20 protein-coding genes and 5 tRNA genes are annotated in these 21,039 nt (G+C 70.5%); 14 read left to right on the top strand and 11 right to left on the bottom strand.

Features of this window, described 5'->3' with window-relative positions; all coding sequences use genetic code 11:
• A partial coding sequence (locus tag IG54_RS40430) for a carboxyl transferase domain-containing protein (RefSeq protein ID WP_078594384.1) occupies positions 1 to 151 on the top strand: 151 nt, incomplete at its 5' end.
• A gap of 21 nt (positions 152 to 172) precedes the next feature.
• On the top strand, positions 173 to 367 hold the full coding sequence (locus IG54_RS0122685; RefSeq protein WP_030787407.1) for an acyl-CoA carboxylase subunit epsilon: 195 nt from the start codon (positions 173 to 175) through the stop codon (positions 365 to 367).
• Positions 368 to 463: 96 nt separating this feature from the next.
• Here IG54_RS0122685 and IG54_RS0122690 read toward each other — a convergent pair whose 3' ends face one another.
• Positions 464 to 1,348, bottom strand: a complete 885-nt coding sequence (locus IG54_RS0122690; protein WP_030787410.1) for a LysR family transcriptional regulator — start codon at positions 1,346 to 1,348, stop codon at positions 464 to 466.
• Positions 1,349 to 1,451: 103 nt separating this feature from the next.
• Between IG54_RS0122690 and IG54_RS0122695 the strand changes: the two genes are divergently transcribed.
• The gene (locus IG54_RS0122695; RefSeq protein ID WP_051819809.1) at positions 1,452 to 1,841 is read left to right on the top strand and encodes a tautomerase family protein; all 390 of its coding nucleotides are present in this window, start codon (positions 1,452 to 1,454) and stop codon (positions 1,839 to 1,841) included.
• Positions 1,842 to 1,930: 89 nt separating this feature from the next.
• On the opposite strand, the gene IG54_RS0122700 is transcribed toward IG54_RS0122695, so the two are convergent.
• The 8 genes from IG54_RS0122700 to IG54_RS0122735 all read right to left on the bottom strand — a co-directional run bounded on the left by IG54_RS0122700 (position 1,931) and on the right by IG54_RS0122735 (position 12,656).
• Positions 1,931 to 2,515, bottom strand: a complete 585-nt coding sequence (locus IG54_RS0122700) for a GTP-binding protein (RefSeq protein ID WP_030361923.1) — start codon at positions 2,513 to 2,515, stop codon at positions 1,931 to 1,933.
• Positions 2,496 to 3,083, bottom strand: a complete 588-nt coding sequence (locus tag IG54_RS39685; RefSeq protein WP_063756250.1) for a DUF742 domain-containing protein — start codon at positions 3,081 to 3,083, stop codon at positions 2,496 to 2,498. Before IG54_RS39685 ends, IG54_RS0122700 begins: the two co-directional genes overlap by 20 nt.
• A 95-nt stretch (positions 3,084 to 3,178) precedes the next feature.
• Complete coding sequence (locus tag IG54_RS0122710) at positions 3,179 to 3,592, bottom strand: roadblock/LC7 domain-containing protein (RefSeq protein ID WP_030787419.1); 414 nt, start codon at positions 3,590 to 3,592, stop codon at positions 3,179 to 3,181.
• A 10-nt stretch (positions 3,593 to 3,602) separates the two neighbouring features.
• Complete coding sequence (locus tag IG54_RS0122715; RefSeq protein ID WP_030787422.1) at positions 3,603 to 6,806, bottom strand: nitrate- and nitrite sensing domain-containing protein; 3,204 nt, start codon at positions 6,804 to 6,806, stop codon at positions 3,603 to 3,605.
• A gap of 339 nt (positions 6,807 to 7,145) precedes the next feature.
• Positions 7,146 to 7,736 (bottom strand): GTP-binding protein, encoded by a 591-nt coding sequence (locus tag IG54_RS0122720; protein WP_030787425.1) that lies wholly within the window; start codon positions 7,734 to 7,736, stop codon positions 7,146 to 7,148.
• On the bottom strand, positions 7,717 to 8,118 hold the full coding sequence (locus IG54_RS0122725) for a DUF742 domain-containing protein (RefSeq protein ID WP_030787427.1): 402 nt from the start codon (positions 8,116 to 8,118) through the stop codon (positions 7,717 to 7,719). The genes IG54_RS0122720 and IG54_RS0122725 overlap by 20 nt, the downstream gene beginning before the upstream one ends.
• A 140-nt stretch (positions 8,119 to 8,258) precedes the next feature.
• Positions 8,259 to 8,672 carry a roadblock/LC7 domain-containing protein gene (locus IG54_RS0122730; RefSeq protein WP_030787430.1) on the bottom strand — a complete coding sequence of 138 codons (414 nt, stop codon included), beginning with the start codon at positions 8,670 to 8,672 and terminating at the stop codon, positions 8,259 to 8,261.
• Positions 8,673 to 8,681: 9 nt separating this feature from the next.
• Positions 8,682 to 12,656 carry a nitrate- and nitrite sensing domain-containing protein gene (locus tag IG54_RS0122735; protein WP_030787433.1) on the bottom strand — a complete coding sequence of 1,325 codons (3,975 nt, stop codon included), beginning with the start codon at positions 12,654 to 12,656 and terminating at the stop codon, positions 8,682 to 8,684.
• A gap of 575 nt (positions 12,657 to 13,231) precedes the next feature.
• Between IG54_RS0122735 and IG54_RS0122740 the strand changes: the two genes are divergently transcribed.
• From IG54_RS0122740 to IG54_RS0122775, 8 genes are all read left to right on the top strand, one after another.
• On the top strand, positions 13,232 to 13,432 hold the full coding sequence (locus IG54_RS0122740; RefSeq protein WP_030787436.1) for a hypothetical protein: 201 nt from the start codon (positions 13,232 to 13,234) through the stop codon (positions 13,430 to 13,432).
• 160 nt (positions 13,433 to 13,592) lie between these two features.
• Positions 13,593 to 14,390 (top strand): fumarylacetoacetate hydrolase family protein, encoded by a 798-nt coding sequence (locus IG54_RS0122745; protein ID WP_030787439.1) that lies wholly within the window; start codon positions 13,593 to 13,595, stop codon positions 14,388 to 14,390.
• Positions 14,383 to 15,858, top strand: a complete 1,476-nt coding sequence (gene gltX / locus IG54_RS0122750; protein WP_030787442.1) for a glutamate--tRNA ligase — start codon at positions 14,383 to 14,385, stop codon at positions 15,856 to 15,858. The genes IG54_RS0122745 and gltX overlap by 8 nt, the downstream gene beginning before the upstream one ends.
• A gap of 237 nt (positions 15,859 to 16,095) precedes the next feature.
• Positions 16,096 to 16,167, top strand: a tRNA-Gln gene (locus IG54_RS0122755).
• Between the two features lie 41 nt (positions 16,168 to 16,208).
• A tRNA-Glu gene (locus IG54_RS0122760) sits at positions 16,209 to 16,281 on the top strand.
• A 62-nt stretch (positions 16,282 to 16,343) separates the two neighbouring features.
• Positions 16,344 to 16,416: transfer RNA gene (locus IG54_RS0122765), tRNA-Glu, on the top strand.
• A gap of 31 nt (positions 16,417 to 16,447) precedes the next feature.
• Positions 16,448 to 16,519 (top strand) — tRNA-Gln (locus IG54_RS0122770).
• A gap of 27 nt (positions 16,520 to 16,546) precedes the next feature.
• Positions 16,547 to 16,619, top strand: a tRNA-Glu gene (locus IG54_RS0122775).
• Between the two features lie 41 nt (positions 16,620 to 16,660).
• On the opposite strand, the gene IG54_RS0122780 is transcribed toward IG54_RS0122775, so the two are convergent.
• On the bottom strand, positions 16,661 to 17,326 hold the full coding sequence (locus IG54_RS0122780; RefSeq protein WP_030787445.1) for a MerR family transcriptional regulator: 666 nt from the start codon (positions 17,324 to 17,326) through the stop codon (positions 16,661 to 16,663).
• A gap of 116 nt (positions 17,327 to 17,442) precedes the next feature.
• Between IG54_RS0122780 and IG54_RS0122785 the strand changes: the two genes are divergently transcribed.
• The gene (locus IG54_RS0122785) at positions 17,443 to 17,928 is read left to right on the top strand and encodes a DUF4188 domain-containing protein (protein ID WP_030787448.1); all 486 of its coding nucleotides are present in this window, start codon (positions 17,443 to 17,445) and stop codon (positions 17,926 to 17,928) included.
• Positions 17,929 to 17,995: 67 nt separating this feature from the next.
• On the opposite strand, the gene ndgR is transcribed toward IG54_RS0122785, so the two are convergent.
• Complete coding sequence (ndgR, locus tag IG54_RS0122790; protein WP_030787455.1) at positions 17,996 to 18,712, bottom strand: IclR family transcriptional regulator NdgR; 717 nt, start codon at positions 18,710 to 18,712, stop codon at positions 17,996 to 17,998.
• A gap of 181 nt (positions 18,713 to 18,893) precedes the next feature.
• Here ndgR and leuC point away from each other — a divergent pair, with 181 nt between their 5' ends.
• Together leuC and leuD are read left to right on the top strand one after the other, a co-directional pair.
• A complete protein-coding gene (leuC, locus tag IG54_RS0122795) occupies positions 18,894 to 20,318 on the top strand; it encodes a 3-isopropylmalate dehydratase large subunit (RefSeq protein WP_030787457.1) in 1,425 nt (474 codons plus the stop codon).
• Between the two features lie 5 nt (positions 20,319 to 20,323).
• Entirely contained in the window at positions 20,324 to 20,917 is a 594-nt protein-coding gene (gene leuD, locus IG54_RS0122800; RefSeq protein WP_030787462.1) for a 3-isopropylmalate dehydratase small subunit, read from the top strand.
• Positions 20,918 to 21,039 lie beyond the last annotated feature (122 nt).

Here is a 21,039-nt window from a genome sequence, read left to right on the forward strand (position 1 = left end):
GATGCACCCCTACTACGCCGCCGAACGCGGCCTGGTCGACGACGTCATCGACCCCGCCGAGACCCGCGAGACCCTCATCAACTCCCTCGCGATGCTCGCCAACAAGCACGCCGACCTGCCCTCGCGCAAGCACGGCAACCCTCCGCAGTAGCCCACAAGGAGCACGCTACAGATGACTCCCCCCGACATTCGCGTAGAAAAGGGCCACGCCGAGCCCGAGGAAGTCGCGGCCATCACCGCGATCCTGCTGGCCCGCGCCGCCGCCCGGCCCGCCGCCGCCCCGGCCCGCCGGGGCCGCGACAAGGCCGGCTGGCGCCGCCTGGAGCGCACCCCGGGCTTCCGCGCCCCGCACAGCTGGCAGGGCTGAGACCCACTGCTTCGCCAAGGCCCCGCTCTCCTTCGGGAGGGCGGGGCCTTACGCGTCAGGGCCCCGGGGCCCCCACCGCGGAGCACCCGGCGCCGGTCACGACGGCGCGAGGACGCCTCCTGCCAGATACGCGGCGGCCGACTCCGCCAGCGGCCGCACCGCCGGATGCCAGGGCCGCGCGCGCGGGCCGCTCAGGACCAGGCGGCGCGCGGCCGGCGGTGTCACCGGCAGCAGGGTCAGGTCGGGCGGGATCAGCGAGCGGGAGGCCTCGGACAGGACCGTCACGCCCAGGCCGGCCTGCACCATGCTGATCAGGGTGGCCAGGTCCCGCACCCGCCGCGCGGGGGTCATGCGCGCCCCGGCCAGGCGGTGCAGCTCCCGCACCCGGGCCTCACAGCCCCCGGGCGAGATCAGGAACGCGTCGTCCTCCAGGTCGCGGACGTCGACGGCCGCCTCGCCCGCGAGCGGGTGGTCGCGGGGGAGTAGCGCGCGATAGCCGTCCAGGGCGAGCTGGACGCCCGGGCCGGGCGGCGGATCGACGAGGACGGCGGCGTCGGCCGTCCCGTCCTCCAACCAGCCCGCGACCTCGGCGCTGTCGCCCTCGAAGAGCCGCACGGTGATCCGCGGCCGGTCCTCGCGCCAGTGCCGCAGCAGCCCCGGCAGGAGGCCCTGGCAGACCGTCGGGGTCGAGGCGAGCCGCACAGTGCCCGCCAGGGCCCCGGCGGCGTCGGCCGCGACCTCCTCCAGCGAGCGGACCGCCGACAACGCGGTACGGGCGTACGGCAGCACGCTCTCCCCGAGCACGGTGGCCCGCACCGGGGAGGTCCGGATCAACAGTGGGCCGCCCAGCTCGCGTTCGAGGGAGGCCACGGCGTGCGAGACCGCGGACTGGCTCATGCCGAGCCCGTCGGCCGCCGCGCTGAAACCACCCGCGTCCACGACGGCGAGAAAGGCCCTGAGCTGCGGGAAGTTCACGGTCATGCGGCGGCCTCATACGTCTATGACAGAGATGCGTTGGATCAATCGTGCCGACGGGGGCGAGGCTTTCCCCAGGCAAGCGAATGCGACCGCACCAAGGAGAGCCATGCCGCACATCAGGGCCACCGTCACCGACCCCGACCTGCCCGCCGACGTCCGCCGCGGCCTCGCCGAGGGCCTGACCGCGCTGGCCGTCTCGGCCCTCGGCAAGTCGAGCGCGCGCACCATCGTGCACCTCGACCTGCTCCCCGCCGACCGCTACTACGTCGGAGGGAAGCCGCTGACCGGCGCCGCCCGCGACGCGCACATCGAGGTCAGCATCACGGCCGGCACCAACAGCGCCGCCCAGAAGGCGGCCTTCATCACCGGGGCGGCCGCGCTCCTCACGGACCTCCTCGGCCCGCTCGCCCGAGGCGGCGTCGCCCTGCACGAACTGCACCCCGAGAGCTACGGCTACCAGGGCGTCACCCAGTTCGACCACTACAGCCGGAACTGACAGCGGCCCGCACGCCGAAGCGTGCGGGCCCTCATCCGCGTACAGGCAATCGCGTACAGGCAACCGCGTACAGGCAACAAAGGAGAGCGTTAACGGAGCCGCGCCATCAGGGCGTGCTCGACCAGCGTGATCAGCGCGCTCTTCGCGTCCGCACGGTGTCGCGCGTCGGTGGTGATGATCGGCGTGTCCGGGCCGATCTGGAGCGCCTCGCGGACCTCGTCGGGCGTGTACGGCTGGTGGCCGTCGAAGCCGTTGAGGGCGATCACGAAGGGCAGCCCGGAGTTCTCGAAGTAGTCGACGGCGGGGAAGCAGTCGGCGAGCCGCCTCGTGTCGACCAGGACGACCGCGCCGATGGCGCCACGGACCAGGTCGTCCCACATGAACCAGAAGCGGTCCTGACCGGGCGTACCGAAGAGGTACAGGATCAGGTCCTGGTCCAGGGTGATGCGACCGAAGTCCATGGCCACCGTCGTGGTGGTCTTGTCTCCGGTGTGGGTGAGGTCGTCGATGCCCGCGGACGCGGACGTCATGACGGCCTCGGTGCGCAGCGGGTTGATCTCAGAGACCGCCCCGACGAACGTGGTCTTGCCCACGCCGAAGCCGCCCGCCACCACGATTTTCGCGCTGGTGGTGGAGCGGGCTGTTGCTCCGCCGCTAGAGCTTGCGAAGTCCACTGAGCACCCTTTCGAGCAGTGTCACGTCTGGCTGGCCGCCGGCGGACTCGTCGCCGCCGGGCTGGTGGATGGCGACGAGTCCGGCCTCCGCCAGGTCGGCTACGAGGATTCGGGCGACGCCGAGGGGGATGGAGAGCAGTGCCGAGATCTCAGCGACTGACTTGATCTCGCGGCACAGGTTGCAGATCCGCTGATGCTCGGGCAACTGGCCCTGCAACTGGTGCGGTTGCGCGGTGGTGTGCACCAGCGCCTCGATGGCGAGCTGGTAGCGCGGCCTGGTGCGGCCGCCCGTCATGGCGTACGGGCGCACCAGCGGGTTGTGCGCCGACCCGGCGGGCGACGGCTGCGGGGCGCGCCGCTGGGACTGTACGGGCTGGACGCGGGGCGCCTGCGCCGGTGTGCCCTGGTCGTAGGGGCGCGGGCCCGGCTGCTGGGGCTGCGCGTACGGCTGGCGGCGGTGGCTCGGCGCGGAGGGGAAGTTGTACCGGTTCGCGCCGTCGTGCTGACCACCCTGGCCATGACCAGGGGACCAGTTCGCCGATGACGAACCGTCTGGGGGTGTTGCCACGTTGCTTCCTCCTCCAACTGTGCCGGGCACCATCACTGTGGAGCCGCGTCCCGAAACCTTACGGGCACGGGACGCGAAATCGCACCGTCTGTCTGTTAGTTGAGAAGGCTCCCCTGGAGCTCCGCGCGCAGGTCCGGCGTGAGAACGGTGCCCGCGCGGTCGACGAGAAGTGCCATCTCGTACCCAATGAGACCGATGTCCGCATCCGGGTGGGCGAGTACGGCGAGCGAGGAGCCGTCGGAGATGGACATGATGAAGAGAAATCCTCGCTCCATCTCCACAACGGTCTGGGTCACGGAGCCGCCCTCGAAGATCCGGGAGGCCCCGGCCGTGAGGGAGGTCAGTCCCGAGGCGACGGCCGCGAGCTGGTCGGCACGGTCGCGCGGGAAGCCTTCGGACATCGCCAGAAGGAGTCCGTCGGCGGAGACCACCACCGTGTGGGACACCCCGGGGGTGTTGTCCACGAAGTTGGTGATCAACCAGTTCAGGTTCTGCGCCGCCTGGCTCATCGGGCTCACACTAACGCTCCTGGTTGTAGGTGCTATCAGGGCTGAAGCCCTGGCCATTCGTGTCACTGCTGTTGTTGCGGCCCCGCTGGACGCCACGGCGCAGGTTGCTCAGCCTGCCCCGCACTTCCTCGGGGTCGCGGGAGACCTGGGGGCCGCCCTGTGGGGTCTGTTCCGCGGTGCCCTCGACCAGATTGGCCTTGGGCACCCGCCGCGGGAGCCCGGACGGGGTGACCCCGCCCGCCTTCGGCTCCTTGAGCCGCTCGGCCCGCTGCCAGCGCTCGTCGTTGGACGAACGCCAGTCGGGACCGTCCTGGCCGCCCTGGCTCTCGTTGACGGCGGGGACGTTCCCGTTCCCGCTCGAAGCCGAGGAGCCCCGGCGGGGGAGACCCGCGTCGGTCATGTCGTGCACGACGGACGGAGTCGGTCCGGGACGGTCGAAGCCTACGCGCTCGGCGTCCCCTGCGGGGGCCACCGGAGCGGATTCCGCTTGCTGCTCGTACTCGGGCTGATAGCCGTCACCGCTGGGCCAGTCGTCCTGGCGGGACCGCTCCGGATAGGAGATCTGGGGGTCCTGGTAGCCGTCCTGCGCCGGGTAGTACTGCTCGTCGTAGGCGGGGGCCTGCGGCTCGTCGTACGCGGGGGCCTGCTGCTCGCCTGCGTAACCGCCCTCGGCGTACTGTCCGTTGCCGTACGGGTCGGTGGCGTACTGCTCCTCGGCGTACTGCCCGTCGGTGTACTGCCCGTCGGCGGCCCGCCCGTTCTCGTAGGCGGGCTGCTGCCCCTGGTCGTACGAGACCTGCTGCTGCTCGTCGTAGGCGGGCGCGTGCTGGTCGTACGAGGCCTGCTGCGGGGCCTGCCGGCCCTGCTGCGGGTCGACCTCGTCGCGGAAGAGCGGGCGGTTGCCGCCCGGCTGCTGGGAGGCCTGGGCCTCCAGCGCGGCGCGGCGCTCCTCGCGCATCAGCGAGCGGCCCACCGGGTCGAGACCCTGCGCCTCGGCGCCGTCACCGTGGTAGCGGCTGTCGTCGAAGCCCAGCTCCGCGGCCGTGCGCAGCGGCTCGGCCTCCAGGACCTGCTGCTCCGGAATGATCGAGGAGACGGTGAACTCGGGGTCCTGCGCGTGCTGTTCGCCACCGCCACCGTGCGTGATCCCGTCCGGCAGCATGACCAGCGAGGTCGTGCCCGCCTGCTCGCCCGAGGGGCGCAGCTGGACGCGGATGCCGTGCCGGTCGGCGAGGCGCCCGACCACGAACAGGCCCATGCGCTGGGAGATCGCGGCGTCCACGGTCGGCGGGTTGGCCAGCTTGTGGTTGATGTCCGCGAAGTCCTCGGCGGTGAGGCCGATGCCCTTGTCGTGGATCTCGACCATGACGCGGCCGTCGGGAAGGCGGGTCGCGGTGACGCGGACCTTGGTCTGCGGCGAGGAGAACGTGGTGGCGTTCTCCAGCAGCTCGGCGAGCAGGTGCACGAGGTCGGTCACGGCCAGGCCGTGGATCTCGGCCTCGGGGACGCCGGACAGCTCGATGCGCTCGTACTGCTCCACCTCGGAGGAGGCGGCGCGCAGGACGTCGACCAGCGGGACCGGCTGGTCCCAGCGGCGGCCGGGCTCCTCGCCGGAGAGGACCAGGAGGTTCTCGCCGTTGCGGCGCATACGGGTCGCCAGGTGGTCCAGGCGGAAGAGCGACTCCAGCTGGTCCGGGTCGGCCTCGTTGTTCTCCAGGTCCGTGATCAGGGTCAGCTGGCCCTCGATCAGCGACTGGTTGCGGCGCGAGAGGTTGGTGAAGATCGCGTTGATGTTGCCCCGCAGCAGGGCCTGCTCGGCGGCGAGCCGCACGGCCTCCCGGTGCACCTGGTCGAAGGCGCGGGCGACCTCGCCGATCTCGTCCGTGGAGGTGATCGGGATCGGCTGGACGCGGGTGTCGACGCGGCCCGGGTCGGTGCGCGAGAGCTGGTCGACGAGCATCGGCAGGCGCTGCTCGGCGATGCCGAAGGCGGCGGTGCGCAGCTGGCGCATCGAGCGGGACATCTGGCGGGCCATCATCCCGGCCAGGATGAAGGCGGCGAGCAGCGCGACGACCACGATGGCGCCGGTGATGTACGCGTTCTGCTGGGCGTCCGCCGCGATGTCGGACGCCTCGTCCACGGCCTTGTCGGCGAGGTCCGACTCGATCGTGCGGTAGGCGTCGAACTTGGCGCTGGTGGTGTCCCACCAGGCCTGCCGGGTGATGCCCTTGTCGGCGAGAGCGACCCGCACGCTCGGCTGCGTGTTCTCCATGGTGGCGATGGCCGCGACCATCTGGTCCTGCGTGGGCGGCGGGTTGGCCTGCTTCTCGGCGGCCGCGGCCAGCTTCTTCTTCGCCTCCTCCAGCTTGGCGACATCCTGGGGGGTGCCACCGCCGGTGTACTCCTCGATGGCGATGCGCTCCAGGTAGGCGTACGAGGAGAACGAGGTGCGCTGGAGGGTGAAGGAGCCGGTGCCGGGGCCCGGCTTGACGAGCAGGTGCGTGCCGATGGACCGCTCCAGCGACAGCGCGGCCTTGGAGAGCGAGATCGCGTAGACGGTACGGCCGTAGCTGGTGATGTTGCCGGTGCCCAGACCGAGTTCGTTGGCGAACTCCATCAGGGGGTGCTGGATGGCGACGTAGCCCTCTTCGGTCTTCACACCGGGGAGCTTGGTGGTGTACGCGGCCGCACGCAGCGGGGCCAGTTTCGGCTCGACCTTGCGGAAGGCCTCGAGACGACGGGTGAGGCCTTCCTTGTCCGGCACGTCCTCGGCGGCGTCCTTGAACGCGGCGGCGGCCCGGTCGGTGGCCTTGCGGGCCTTGACGACGGCCGGGGCGCTGCGCTTGCCGGACAGCAGCGGGGCGGCCGTGAGGTCGCGCTCCTCGATGAGGCGGTTGCCGTAGTCGAGGGAGGCCCGCACCAGGCGGGCGGTGCTCTCGGCGTCCTGGGCCTCGTTCCAGGTGTCGATGGAGCCCTTCACCTGGAAGCCGCCCATGACCAGGCCGACGAGCACGGGTATGAGCAGGATCGCGTTCAGCCTGGTCGGTACACGCCAGTTGCGGGGGGACATGCGTCCGCCGGAGGGGGCCGGGGGTTCGTTGCCGGGAGCGGCGCTCACGTCAACGGGGGACGCCGCTGTGCGCGGCGGCGGGGTGAAGTTGCCCCGCGCGTCCCCGGTGGGGGGTGCCGCGGGGCTCGTCTTGCTTCGCCTCACTCGACCAACAACCTCTCGGCGGCGGCACTCACGTCGTGCCGCTGTCGTCTCCAAGGCCCGTGCTACTGGGCAGTTCAGCGCATTCCAGCACGTCAGGCACCGCTCTTCCAAACAGTGGGAAGCGGAAGTTCCGAGTGGTGTAAGCCTCAGATAAAACGGTCAAAAAGAGCGAGCCCCGCCAAAAGGCGGGGCTCTTGTGAGCACAGCGACACCAGGCGACCGCGACGCGTGGCGGTCACCGGGCAATTCTCTGTCGAAACGTTATGAACACGGCGCGCGCTCGTGTCAAAGGACACAGGACACTCCGTACGGTCTACGACAACTGCCGTATACACCTGCCTACTTGAGACGTGCCATAAGTGCGTGTTCGACCAGCGTGATCAAGCCACTCTTTGCGTCTGCACGGTGTCGCGCGTCGGTGGTGATGATCGGCGTACCCGGACCGATCTGGAGCGCCTCGCGGACCTCGTCGGGCGTGTACGGCTGGTGGCCGTCGAAGCCGTTGAGGGCGATGACGAACGGCAGCCCGCTGTTCTCGAAGTAGTCGACGGCCGGAAAACAGTCGGCCAGGCGCCGGGTGTCCACGAGCACGACCGCGCCGATCGCGCCCCGCACGAGGTCGTCCCACATGAACCAGAAGCGGTCCTGACCGGGCGTACCGAATAGGTACAGGATCAGGTCCTGGTCCAGCGTGATGCGGCCGAAGTCCATCGCGACGGTGGTCGTCGTCTTGTCCCCGGTGTGGGTCAGGTCGTCGATGCCCGCGGACGCGGACGTCATGACGGCCTCGGTGCGCAGCGGGTTGATCTCCGAGACGGCCCCGACGAACGTGGTCTTGCCCACGCCGAAGCCGCCCGCCACCACGATCTTGGCGGAGGTGGTGGAACGGCCCGAGCCCGAGCCCGAGCCGTTAGAGCTTGCGAAGTCCACTGAGCACCCTTTCGAGCAGTGTCACGTCAGGCTGGCCGCCGGCGGACTCGTCGCCGCCGGGCTGGTGGATGGCGACGAGACCGGCCTCGGCCAGGTCCGCCACGAGGATCCGCGCCACACCGAGCGGCATCGAAAGCAGCGCCGAGACCTCGGCCACCGACTTGACCTCGCGGCACAGGTGGCAGATCCGCTGGTGCTCGGGGAGCAGCCCCATCAGCTGGGCCGGATCGGCCGTGGTGCTCACCAGCGCCTCGATGGCGAGCTGGTAGCGGGGCCGGGTCCGGCCGCCGGTCATCGCATAGGGACGCACCAGCGGCTGGTCGCCCTCCATTCCGTACGAGGGATCGCCGTACGGGTTGTGAGAGGCGGTGGGCGGGGTCATGGATCCTCCGGGCGGGACAGCAGGTCATCTGCGTGTGCCGTCTGACAGAGCCGGTGGGGGCGTAAGGCGGCCGGACGGTTGGTCAGTACGTTCGGTCGGTGGGGCGGCCGAAGGGGCGAAAGCAGGCGGAGCCGCGTCGGCTAGTGGAGCAGGCTGCCCTGCAACTCGGCGCGCAGGTCCGGGGTGAGGACCGCCCCCGCGCGGTCGACGAGCAGCGCCATCTCGTACCCGACGAGGCCGATGTCGCACTCGGGGTGCGCGAGTACGGCCAGCGACGAGCCGTCGGAGACGGACATGATGAAGAGGAACCCCCGCTCCATCTCCACCACGGTCTGGGTGACGGTGCCGCCCTCGAAGATCCGGGAGGCCCCGGCCGTGAGGGAGGTCAGACCCGAGGCCACGGCGGCGAGCTGGTCGGCCCGGTCGCGCGGAAAGCCCTCGGACATGGCCAGAAGGAGGCCGTCGGCGGAGACCACGACCGTGTGGGACACCCCGGGGGTGTTGTCCACGAAGTTGGTGATCAACCAGTTCAGATTCTGTGCGGCCTGGCTCATCGGACTCAACTAACGCTCCTGCTGGTGAGTGGGGCGAGGGAAACTGCCGGTCTGGCCGGTACCGGCCTGGCGACCCTGCTGAATGCCCCGACGGAGATTCGTCAGCCGGCCGCGTACCTCTTCGGGCGCACGCGAGACCTGCGGACCTGTGGTGTCCTGCTGCTGCTGGGCCGTGCCCGCGACCAGATTGGCCCGCGGGACGCGGCGCGGCAGTCCGGATGTGGTGACGCCGCCCGCGGTGGGCTGGCGGACACGCTCGGCCTGGCGGCCCAGCTCGTCGTTCGGGGAGGAACGCCAGCCCGCGGGGGCGCCGGTGCCCGCGCCGCTCTGGCCGCTGCCGGTCCCGGCCGCGGGTGCGGCGGGCGGGGCCTGCCGCGGACCGCGCGAGGGCAGCGGGCGCTGCGGGTCCTGAGCCTGCGGCGCCTGCCGCTGGGCGGGCTCGCCGGAGTGGCCGCCGGGCCGGTGGCCGTGCGGGGCCTGCTGCTGGCCCTGCTGCTCCTGCTGGCGGCTCTGCTGCTCGGCCTGCGCCCGCTGGTCCTGCTGCTGCTGGAACCAGTTGGTCTCCAGCGTGTCGTACAGCGGAGTACGCCCGTCACCGGGTCCGGCGGCGGGCAGCAGGTCCTCGGGCTGCGAGGAGCCGGGCAGCTGGTGGTCGGCCTGCGGCTGCTGGGGGAGACCCTGCTGCGGCCCCGACTGCGCAAGCCCCTGCTGGGGGGTGCCCTGGCCGCGGCGCGGCGCCGGCGGACGCGGCACGGTGTAGTCGGGCATGTCCCGACCGCCCTGCTGTGCGAGGCCGTTGCCGTGATCCTGCTGCTGGTTCTGCTGCTGGCTCCGCGGCTGGTTCTGCTCGCGGCCCTGCGGCTGGTCCTGCTGCTTGTTCCGCTGCGGGGCCTGACGGCCCTGCTGGGCGTCGTTCTGGCCGCCGAAGACGTCCGAGCGGACGAACTGGCCCGTGCCCTGGTCCTGCGGCGCGGGAGTGCCGGGCGGCGGCGCGTCGAAGTCCGGGCGGGGGAACTCCGCGGTCGAGCCGGGTCCCTGCCGGTCGTCGGCGGCCGCGGTCGGCTGCGGGAACTGGCCGGTGGCCTCGTGCTCCTCGTGGCCGCGCGGGGCGTCGAAGGGCTCGCGCGACACCTGCGGCTGCGCGTTCTCGTCGCTCCAGCTGGGCACGCGCGGCTGCGGGTTGCCCCCGGGCAGCTCGGCGCGCGGTCCGCCACGAGGCGGCAGCTGAGGCCTGCGCCCCTGGTCACCGGCGCCGGCCGGCGGCTTCATGGCGTTCGTACGCTGCTGGGGGACCGGAGGCTGCTGGACCGCGCCGCCACGGCCGCCCTGCGGCGCTTGCGGCGCCTGAGGCTGCTGGCGCTGCGGCTGCCGGTCCTGCTGTCCGGGCTGACCGTGCCGGCCCGGCTGACCCGGCTGGCCCTGCTGCCCCGGCTGGCCCTGCTGTCCGGGCTGACCCTGCGCACCGGCCGGCGGACGCTGCTGTCCCGTATCCCGGGAGGGCAGCGCGGCCCGCGGACCCGAACCGGCGACCTGCTGGCGCGGCGCACCGGCACCCGGCCGGCCCGCTCCACCGGGACCACCGGCGCCGGGCGCACCCGCGCCCGGCCCACTGCCGAGCGCCGGACCGCCACGACCACCGGCCGGGCCGGAACCCGTGCCGAGTGCGGGGCCGTTGCTGCCCGCGCCGACCCCGCGGCGCGCGGCCGCGGCACCGGCTGCGGCGGCTGCCGCGGCGGGACCACCGGTCGGGCCGGGGCCGCCGGGCTTGCCGGGAGCCTTCTTGCCGCCCTGGGCGACATCGACGGGCAGCATGACCAGCGCGGTCGTACCACCGGAGTCGGACGGGCGGAGCTGGATGCGGATGCCGTGGCGCTGCGAGAGACGGCCGACCACGAACAGACCCATGCGGCGGGAGACGGAGACGTCCACGGTGGGCGGCGATGCGAGCCGCTCGTTGATCGCGGCGAGGTCCTCGGGGGAGAGGCCGATGCCGGTGTCGTGGATCTCGATCAGCACGCGGCCATCGGGCAGCGCGTGACCGGTGACCTTCACCTTGGTCTGCGGCGAGGAGAACGAGGTGGCGTTCTCCAGCAGCTCGGCGAGGAGGTGCACGAGGTCGTTGACGACGCGTCCCGCGACCTCGGTGGCGGGCACGGCGGACAGCTCGATCCGCTCGTACTGCTCCACCTCGGAGGCGGCGGCACGCAGCACGTCGACGAGCGGCACGGGCCGCGTCCAGCGGCGGCCCGGCTCCTCACCGGCGAGGACGAGGAGGTTCTCGCCGTTACGGCGCATGCGGGTCGCGAGGTGGTCGAGCTTGAAGAGCGAGGAGAGCTGGTCGGGGTCGGCCTCGCGGGACTCCAGCTCGGAGATGAGCGAGAGCTGGCGCTGGATAAGACCCTGGGAGCGGCGCGAGAGGTTGGTGAACATCGCGTTGACGTTGCCCCGCAGAAGGGCCTGCTCGGCGGCGAGGCGGACGGCCTCGCGGTGCACGTCGTCGAAGGCCGCGGCCACCTGGCCGATCTCGTCCCGGGAGTGCACACCGACGGACTCGACGGAGGTGTCGACGTCCTGCGGGTCCGACTCCGAGAGCTGCTTGACCAGCTCGGGCAGGCGGTCCTGGGCGACCTTGGTCGCGGTGTCCTGGAGCCGGCGCAGCGAGCGGATCATGGAGCGGGCCACGACGAACGCGCCGACGAGCGAGACGCCGAGCACGAGCAGGATCAGCGCACCGTTGAGGATGGCCGACTGCTCCGACTCGTTGCGCAGCTCGCGGGCCTTCTGCTCCATCTCGCCGAGCAGCGTCAGCTCGATCTTCGACATCGCGTCGATCTTGGTGGTGTCGGCGTCGACCCAGTCCCGGTAGGACTTCTTGTCCTGGAGCTTGATGCCGCCCTCCTGCTCGAGGACGCGCTTGGCGTACTCGTCGGCGGCCTTGATCGCGGCGTTGCCCCCGTCGAGGGGCTTGGTCAGCTCGTCCGGGTTGCCCGCGTAGATCTTGCTGAACGTCTGGGTGGCCGCCTGCTCCTTGTCGTAGGCGCTGAGGCCGAAGGTGCGGTCGGTCTCGGAGATCTTGCCGTACTCGCTGTCGTTCGCGGGCAGGGCGGCGGCGATGATCGCTCGCTGCACCGACGCGTACTCCTTGGCCGAGGAGAAGGCGGCCAGGGCGCGCGTGCGCTGGATCATGTCCGGGTTGCTGGTCGCCTGCGCCATGTCGGTCGACAGCGCGAGCAGCTGCTCGACGAGCTGGCTGTAGGCCTCGACGGTCTGCGAGGTCGAGGCGCCGGGCTTGTAGGCGTCCTTGCGGACCTTGTTGATGTTCTGGAGCTGCTGGGTGATCTGGACCGCGCTGTGCCGGACGCCGAGGAAGCCCTTCTCGCCGTCCGTGTCGTTCAGGTCCTGGGTGCCCTGGATGAAGTCGCGGTAGATCCGGTCGGTCTTGGCGCGGGCGCCCTTGACCGTGTAGTCCGTCGCCGTCGCCCCGTGCGCGAGCGGGCCCGCCGACTTGTCGCGCTCCTCCTGGAGCGCCACGGCCAGCGCGGTGGCCTGCTTGGTGATGTCCGTGAGCAGCTTCATGTTGTCGAGCTGCTCGATCTCGTCCATGGACGAGTTGATACGGAGTGCGCCGAGCGAGGTCGCGGTGATCACGGGGAGCGCGAGGAGCGAGACCAGGCGGGTGGAGATGCGCCAGTTGCGCAGGGCTATTCGTGAGCCGGGGCCGGTGGGCGAGCCGGAGCCGGACGCACCCTTGCCCTTGCCCTTGCCCTTGTTCTTGCCCTTGTCCTGGGCGGTCGCCGGGCCGCTGCCCGTCACACCCTGGCGCGCGGCGCCGGCGGTGTCGCCGGGCGCACCGGGGCCCGGCTTCTGGGCGTGCTGGGGCGAGGAGCCGCGGTCGCCGCCGCGCTCCGGCTCCGCCGCGGCATCCCCTCGGCCGCGACCGGCCTGGGGAGACCCCTTGCCATCCCTCTTGAAACGTCCCTGCACTAGCGTCGCAACCTCTGGACCAGGCGTCCTGCCGCTTAACGGCGGGACGGTGTCGGCGTCGTGGGGCGTCAAGCGCCCCATGGGTGGTCGTTGAGTGACCGGCGCTGCTCCCCCTCCCCGCCGCCACTCGGCGCTGCGTTGCGCCCCTGCGCGCCGGTTCGATCCCGCGGCGGTCCCGGGAATTCCAGCACAGTGCAGGATCTCCAACAAGGCCCGTGTGTCGCACCCGGACGCCGGTGACACGGCGTGAGTGGAGGGTCACGAGACGTAGAAAGTGATCTAGCGGAAACCGGACGTATCCGCTCAAAGCTGCTACGGGGAGGGGGTGTCCCAGTCTTCATGATCAGGAGCGGAATGGTGCCTTCAGTGGCGCAATGTCCGTTTCCAAGTAGTGGAGAGGGGGCCTGATTTGACCTTTTTGCCCGGTCCTTCGTGAGCAAACTCACATGAAGATCATGGCCTCTTCCGGACTTTGGCCGGGAATTGGATGTTTAGCCTGACGCTTTACAGGGATGGCGAATCCGACAAGCCGCGTCCGTCAGACGACGCCTCAACCGACAGGGTCCGAACAGCAGATGAAGACTGTGAAGCCGACGATGTTCCGCAACATAGCCAACCCGCGCCGCACCACTCTCGCGCATCTCGAGGACGCCGCCGATGTCCAGCGCGCGGCCGACCTGCCGGAGCACGCCGTCGACCTGCCGACCCAGACCGCCAACCCGAAGCGCACGATCCTGATGACCGCCCCGGAGACGTTCGTCCCGTCCGGCGCCTGAGATCCCCGGGGGACCACAGCCCGTCCGGCGTTTGAGGACGAGCCGCGAAGCGGCGATCTGCCGAGGTGAAACGCGGGGCCCGTGAAGAGAGCGACCGCCGGCCGCAGGCCATCGCGTTAGCCTGGGGTGTCATACCGCAACCACCTCAAGAGGCTAGAGCGTGCGCATCGCCAGGTTCTCCATCGACGGCAACGTCGGCTACGGCGCAGTCGAGGGGGAGAGCGCCCCCGGCAAGGAGGGCGAGCTCGTCCTCGACATCATCAAGGGCATCCCGTACGCCGACTTCGAGCTGTCCGGCACCAAGGTCCCGCTGAGCAAGGTCCGCCTGCTGCCGCCGGTGCTCCCGAACAAGATCGTGGCCTTCGGCCGCAACTACGACGAGCACTCGGCGGAGCTGGGCAACGAGACGCCGGACGTGCCGTTCGCCTTCCTCAAGCCCTCCACCTCACTGGTCGGCAGCGGCGACGCCATCACCTACCCCGCCTTCTCCGAAGAGCTGCACCACGAGGCCGAGCTGGCCGTGGTCATCGGCCGCATGTGCCGCGAGGTCCCCCGCGAGCGGGTCAAGGACGTCATCTTCGGCTACACCTGCGCGAACGACGTCACCGCGCGCGACGTGCAGCGCCGCGAGAAGCAGTGGGCCCGCGCCAAGGGCTTCGACAGCGCCTGCCCGCTCGGCCCCTGGGTGGAGACGGACCTGGATCTGGCGGCCGCGAACGACCTCACCATCCAGTGCACGGTCAACGGCCAGCAGCGCCAGCTCGGCCGCACCAGCGAGATGGTCCACTCCATCGAGGACCTGATCGTCAACATCTCCGAGGCCATGACGCTGCTCCCCGGCGACGTCATCCTCACGGGCACCCCGGCAGGCGTCGGGCCCCTCAACGTCGGCGACGAGGTCGCCGTCACCATCGAAGGCATCGGCACTCTCACCAACAAGGTGATCAAGCGTGGCTAACGCGAACGTCCGCGTACGTTTCTGTCCCTCGCCGACCGGCAACCCCCACGTGGGTCTGGTCCGCACCGCCCTGTTCAACTGGGCCTACGCCCGGCACAACGGCGGCACCCTGGTCTTCCGCATCGAGGACACCGACGCGGCGCGCGACTCCGAGGAGTCGTACCAGCAGCTGCTCGACTCGATGCGCTGGCTGGGCTTCGACTGGGACGAGGGCCCCGAGGTCGGCGGCCCGCACGCGCCCTACCGCCAGTCGCAGCGCATGGACATCTACAAGGACGTGGCGGCCAAGCTCCTCGACGGCGGCTACGCCTACCCGTGCTACTGCACCACCGAGGAGCTGGACTCCCGCCGCGAGGCCGCCCGCGCCGCAGGCAAGCCCTCCGGCTACGACGGCCACTGCCGGGACCTCACCGACGAGCAGAAGCAGGCGTACGAGGCCGAGGGCCGCAGTCACATCGTCCGCTTCCGGATGCCCGACGAGGCCACCACCTTCACCGACCTGGTCCGCGGCGAGATCACCGTCCAGGCGGAGAACGTCACGGACTACGGCATCGTGCGCGCCAACGGCGCCCCGCTGTACACCCTGGTCAACCCGGTCGACGACGCCCTGATGGAGATCACCCACGTCCTGCGCGGCGAGGACCTGCTCTCCTCCACGCCCCGGCAGATCGCCCTCTACAAGGCGCTGATCGAGCTGGGCATCGCCCAGCGGATCCCCGAGTTCGGCCACCTGCCGTACGTGATGGGCGAGGGCAACAAGAAGCTCTCCAAGCGCGACCCGCAGTCGTCCCTGAACATCTACCGCGAGCGCGGCTTCCTCCCCGAGGGCCTGCTGAACTACCTCTCGCTCCTGGGCTGGTCGTTCTCCGCGGACCAGGACATCTTCTCGATGTCCGACATGGTGGCGAAGTTCGACGTGGCGGACGTGAACCCGAACCCGGCCCGCTTCGACCTGAAGAAGGCCGAGGCGATCAACGCCGACCACATCCGCATGCTGGACGTGAAGACCTTCGCCGAGGCCTGCGAGCCCTGGCTGAGGGCCCCGCACGCCAACTGGGCGCCCGAGGACTTCGACGAGGCCGCCTGGCAGGCCATCGCGCCGCACGCGCAGACCCGCCTGAAGGTCCTCTCGGAGATCACCGAGAACGTGGACTTCCTGTTCCTGCCGGAGCCGGTCTTCGACGAGCCCTCCTGGACGAAGGCCATGAAGGAGGGCTCAGACGCCCTCCTGCGCACGGCCCGCGCCAAGCTGGAGGCCGCCGACTGGACCTCCCCGGAGTCCCTCAAGGAGGCCGTCCTGGCCGCCGGCGAGGAGCACGGCCTCAAGCTCGGCAAGGCCCAGGCCCCGGTCCGTGTCGCCGTCACCGGCCGCACCATCGGCCTGCCCCTCTTCGAGTCCCTGGAGATCCTGGGCAAGGACAAGGCCCTGACCCGCATCGACGCGGCCCTGGCGAAGCTGACCGCCTGATCCGCCGGTACGCCCGCGAAGGGCCCGGAAGCCAACACGGCTCCCGGGCCCTTCGCATACCGTCGAGGCCATGCGCCCGCGACCGTTTCGAGGCCAGCGCGACGCTGCGGGCGGATACCCGTTTTGGAGCGCCGTCCACCTTCGGGTAATGTTCTTTCTGCGCCGCCCGAGAGGGCCGAAAGGTCCGGCAGGGAAGCGCACATCAGAACAAAATCCCCGTAGGGGGTTGCGGTTTGATGGCCTATGGTGTAATTGGCAGCACGACGGTTTCTGGTTCCGTTAGTCTAGGTTCGAGTCCTGGTAGGCCAGCTCGCAGAGCTCATCTGCAAAATGTGGATCATATCCACGAAGCCCCCGTTGTGTAGCGGCCTAGCACGCTGCCCTCTCAAGGCAGTAGCGCCGGTTCGAATCCGGTCGGGGGTACAGATCCTTCCCACGGGAACAGAGCGGGTCGCACCCACTGTTTCTGATGCAGGATCGCTAGGGCCCCCGTTGTGTAGCGGCCTAGCACGCCGCCCTCTCAAGGCGGTAGCGCCGGTTCGAATCCGGTCGGGGGTACTGAAGGTCAGGACTCTGGTCTAGACCACATTGGGCTATGGTGTAATTGGCAGCACGACGGTTTCTGGTTCCGTTAGTTTAGGTTCGAGTCCTGGTAGCCCAGCTGGATCACGCGAAGAGCAAGATCCTCGCCCCCGTTGTGTAGCGGCCTAGCACGCCGCCCTCTCAAGGCGGTAGCGCCGGTTCGAATCCGGTCGGGGGTACAGAAACGGCAAGGGGCCTTCCCATCGGGAGGGCCCCTTCGTCATTCCTCCGTACTCCGTTGCCCGTAGCGGCGGTTGGACTCCTCCGACTGTGCGATCCGGCGCAGTCCGAGCAGTACCGGCTCGTACAGCACCGTGAGCGCCACGGCCGCCTCCAGCTGCTCGTCGGGGGAGTCGAACCGCTCGATCAAGTCCAGGTCGGCGACGGCCAGTTGCCGAGCGGCATGGGCGTAGGGCGCCAAGTCGTCCACGGCGCAGGGATATCCGAGCCGCGCCATCGTGGCGACCGCCGTCACCAGCATCCGATAGGCCGGCGACTCGTCGCCGTACTCCTGCGCGAACTCCCAGTCCAGGCGCGACAGAAGCGCGTCCACCGTGCGGCGCGCCGCCTCCTGGGACTCCCGCGCGGACTCGTCCTCGGCGGGCTCCGGGCCGTGCGGCAGAGCCCATACCGCCGTACCCAGACGGGAGTTGTGGTCCAGGGACTCGTCCTCCAGGGCGGTCAGGACCTCGCGCGCGGAGGCGATCGGCACCCGGCCCACCTGGATCAGCGCCCGCACGAGCCGCAGCCGCTTCAGGTGCGCGTCGTCGTACTCGGCCTGGGTGGCCGTCACGCGGCGGCCCGGCGGGAGCAGTCCCTCGCGCAAGTAGTACTTGATCGTGGCCGTGGGGACCCCGCTGCGCCGGCTCAGCTCGGCCAGTCTCATCGATGCGCGCCTCTCTTGCGTTTCCCTTGCGCCCCTCATTGGAGAGTGGCAGTATCCAATCATGGATAGCGGGGCTATCCAATGTTCGGCCAGGGCTCTACGAAGGGGGAATCGTCATGGGTGACAAGCCGATCGAAGGGCGTATGACCGCCGAGGGGACGGGTGAGGTGGTCGTCTTCCACATCGGGATGCGTATCAACAACTTCTTCGCCGTGCGCAGCTGGTGGCCCGTCTTCCGGGCCATGCCGCGCATGCTGAAGGAGCTGTCGAAGGACCCGGAGAGCGGGATGCTGGCGTTCCGGCTGCTGATCGGCGCACCGCGCGTGGTGTACGTGGTCCAGTACTGGGAGTCGAAGGAGAAGCTGCTCGCCTACTCCGCGGCCCAGGACAAGGCGCACCGGCCCGCGTGGGCGGCCTTCAACCGGCGTATCCGGGAAGGCAGGGGGAAGGTCGGCTTCTGGCACGAGGCGTACGTCGTGCCGGCCGGCGCCCATGAGGCGGTGTACGTCAACATGCCGGAGTTCGGGCTGGGGAAGGCCACCGGCGTCATCCCGGTGGGCCGACGCGGGGATCGGGCGGCCGATCGCCTCGCCACGGCCTGAGGGTTCGCGGGAGTGTCCGCTCGGAGGGGTCGCCGCGGCGTTGGGGCGGCCCCTTCGGCGTCGTACGTCAGCTGGAGCGGCGCAGGGCCTCGGAGAGGCGTCCGGCCGCGTCGATGACCGCCTGCGCGTGCATGCGGCCCGGGTGGCGGGTCAGGCGCTCGATCGGTCCGGAGACCGAGACGGCGGCGACCACGCGGTTGGAGGGGCCCCGCACGGGCGCGGAGACGGACGCGACGCCCGGCTCGCGCTCGCCGATCGACTGGGCCCAGCCACGGCGGCGTACCCCCGAAAGGGCCGTCGCCGTGAAGCGGGCGCCCTGGAGGCCGCGGTGCAGGCGCTCCGGCTCCTCCCAGGCCATCAGGATCTGCGCGGAGGAGCCCGCCTTCATCGTGAGCGTCGAGCCCACCGGGACGGTGTCCCGCAGGCCCGAGAGGCGCTCCGCCGCCGCCACGCAGATGCGCATGTCGCCCTGGCGGCGATAGAGCTGCGCGCTCTCGCCCGTCACATCGCGCAGATGCGTGAGGACCGGGCCCGCCGTGGCGAGCAGACGGTCCTCGCCCGCCGCCGCCGCGAGTTCCGCGAGGCGCGGGCCGAGGATGAAACGGCCCTGCATGTCCCGCGCCACCATCCGGTGGTGTTCCAGTGCCACGGCCAGTCGGTGGGCCGTGGGTCGTGCGAGTCCGGTGGCCGCGACCAACCCCGCGAGGGTGGCCGGACCGGACTCCAGGGCGCTCAGGACGAGAGCCGCCTTGTCGAGAACGCCGACGCCGCTAGAGTTGTCCATGCGTCGATACTCGCGTCTCACTCTGTGAAACGCAAGTTCAATTTTCCGTGGAACACGCCACTCTGTACGAGCGAACCGCAGACCAACGGATTTCGCGGTCCACGTGCGGCACGAGGGGTACGCGCGTCGACGAACAGATTCTCTAGTTGGGCCGGCGAAGCGGCCGGTCGGAGGGAAAGCGATGGGTAGGACACTCGCGGAGAAGGTCTGGGACGACCACGTCGTCCGGCGCGCCGAGGGCGAGCCCGACCTCCTCTACATCGATCTGCACCTGCTGCACGAGGTGACCAGCCCCCAGGCCTTCGACGGCCTCCGCCAGGCCGGGCGCCAGGTGCGGCGCCTCGACCTCACCATCGCCACCGAGGATCACAACACCCCGACCCTCGACATCGACAAGCCCATCGCCGACCCGGTCTCGCGGGCCCAGCTGGAGACGCTGCGCAAGAACTGCGCGGACTTCGGCGTGCGCCTGCACCCGCTGGGCGACGTCGAGCAGGGTGTCGTCCACGTAGTGGGACCGCAGCTGGGACTGACGCAGCCCGGCACCACCGTGGTGTGCGGCGACTCGCACACCTCCACGCACGGCGCGTTCGGCGCGCTGGCGTTCGGCATCGGTACTTCGCAGGTCGAGCACGTACTCGCCACCCAGACGCTGCCGATGGCCCGCCCCAAGACCATGGCCATCACCGTCGACGGCGAACTGCCCGACGACGTCACGGCCAAGGACCTGATCCTTGCCATCATCGCGAGGATCGGCACCGGCGGCGGCCAGGGCTACGTCCTGGAGTACCGCGGCCCGGCCATCGAGAAGCTCTCGATGGAGGCCCGCATGACCATCTGCAACATGTCCATCGAGGCGGGCGCCCGCGCGGGCATGATCGCCCCGGACAAGACCACCTTCGACTACCTCGAGGGCCGCGACCACGCCCCTCGCGGCGAGGACTGGGACGCCGCGGTGGCGTACTGGAAGACCCTGCGGACGGACGACGACGCGGTCTTCGACGCCGAGGTCTACATCGACGCCACCACGCTCGCGCCGTTCGTCACCTGGGGCACCAACCCGGGCCAGGGCGCACCGCTTTCGGCACAGGTCCCCGACCCGGCTTCGTACGAAGACGCTTCGGAGCGCCACGCCGCCGAAAAGGCCCTGGAGTACATGGGGTTGACCGCGGGGCAGCCGCTGCGGGACATCAAGGTCGACACCGTCTTCGTAGGTTCCTGCACCAACGGCCGCATCGAGGACCTGCGCGCGGCCGCCGCCATCGTCGAGGGCCGCAAAGTCGCCGACGGCGTACGGATGCTGGTCGTCCCCGGCTCGGTCCGGGTCGCCCTCCAGGCCGTCGAGGAGGGCCTGGACAAGGTCTTCGTCGCCGCCGGTGCCGAATGGCGTCACGCGGGCTGCTCGATGTGCCTGGGCATGAACCCCGACCAACTGGCGCCCGGCGAGCGCTCCGCGTCCACGTCCAACCGCAACTTCGAGGGCAGGCAGGGCAAGGGCGGCCGCACCCACCTGGTCTCCCCGCAGGTCGCCGCCGCCACCGCGGTCACCGGCCATCTGGCCTCGCCCGCCGACCTGTCCGACGCCCCCGTGACCGCCGGAGTCTGAGAACCATGGAAGCATTCACCACGCACACCGGCCGGGCCGTCCCGCTGCGCCGCAGCAACGTGGACACCGACCAGATCATCCCCGCCCACTGGCTGAAGAAGGTCACCAGGGACGGCTTCGAGGACGGGCTCTTCGAGGCCTGGCGCAAGGACCCGGAGTTCGTGCTCAACAAGCCCGAGCGCCAGGGCGCCACTGTCCTGGTCGCCGGACCGGACTTCGGCACCGGCTCCTCGCGCGAGCACGCCGTGTGGGCCCTCCAGAACTTCGGCTTCAAGGCCGTCGTCTCGTCCCGCTTCGCCGACATCTTCCGCGGCAACTCGCTGAAGAACGGCCTGCTCACCGTGGTACTCGACCAGCAGGTCGTGGATGCGCTGTGGGAGCTGACCGAGAACGACCCGCAGGCGGAGGTCACCGTGGACCTCCGGGACCGCCAGGTCCGGGCGCAGGGCATCACCGCCGACTTCGAACTCGACGAGAACGCCCGCTGGCGGCTCCTGAACGGCCTGGACGACATCAGCATCACGCTGCGGAACGAGCCGGACATCGCCGCGTACGAGTCCGAGCGCGCCGCCTACAAGCCGCGGACCGTGCGGGTCTGACACCTCGCAACACCTCGCAACACCCCTGATGTACCCCCAATCGTGGACGGTTGGGGGTACATCCGTGTCTGCCCCCCAAAGGGGGCCGATGGCCTGAACGGGTGGTCTCAACTCCCTTGTTC

Origin of the sequence: Streptomyces sp. NRRL S-920 (assembly GCF_000717945.1) — a bacterium.
GTDB classification, from domain to species: domain Bacteria; phylum Actinomycetota; class Actinomycetes; order Streptomycetales; family Streptomycetaceae; genus Streptomyces; species Streptomyces alboniger.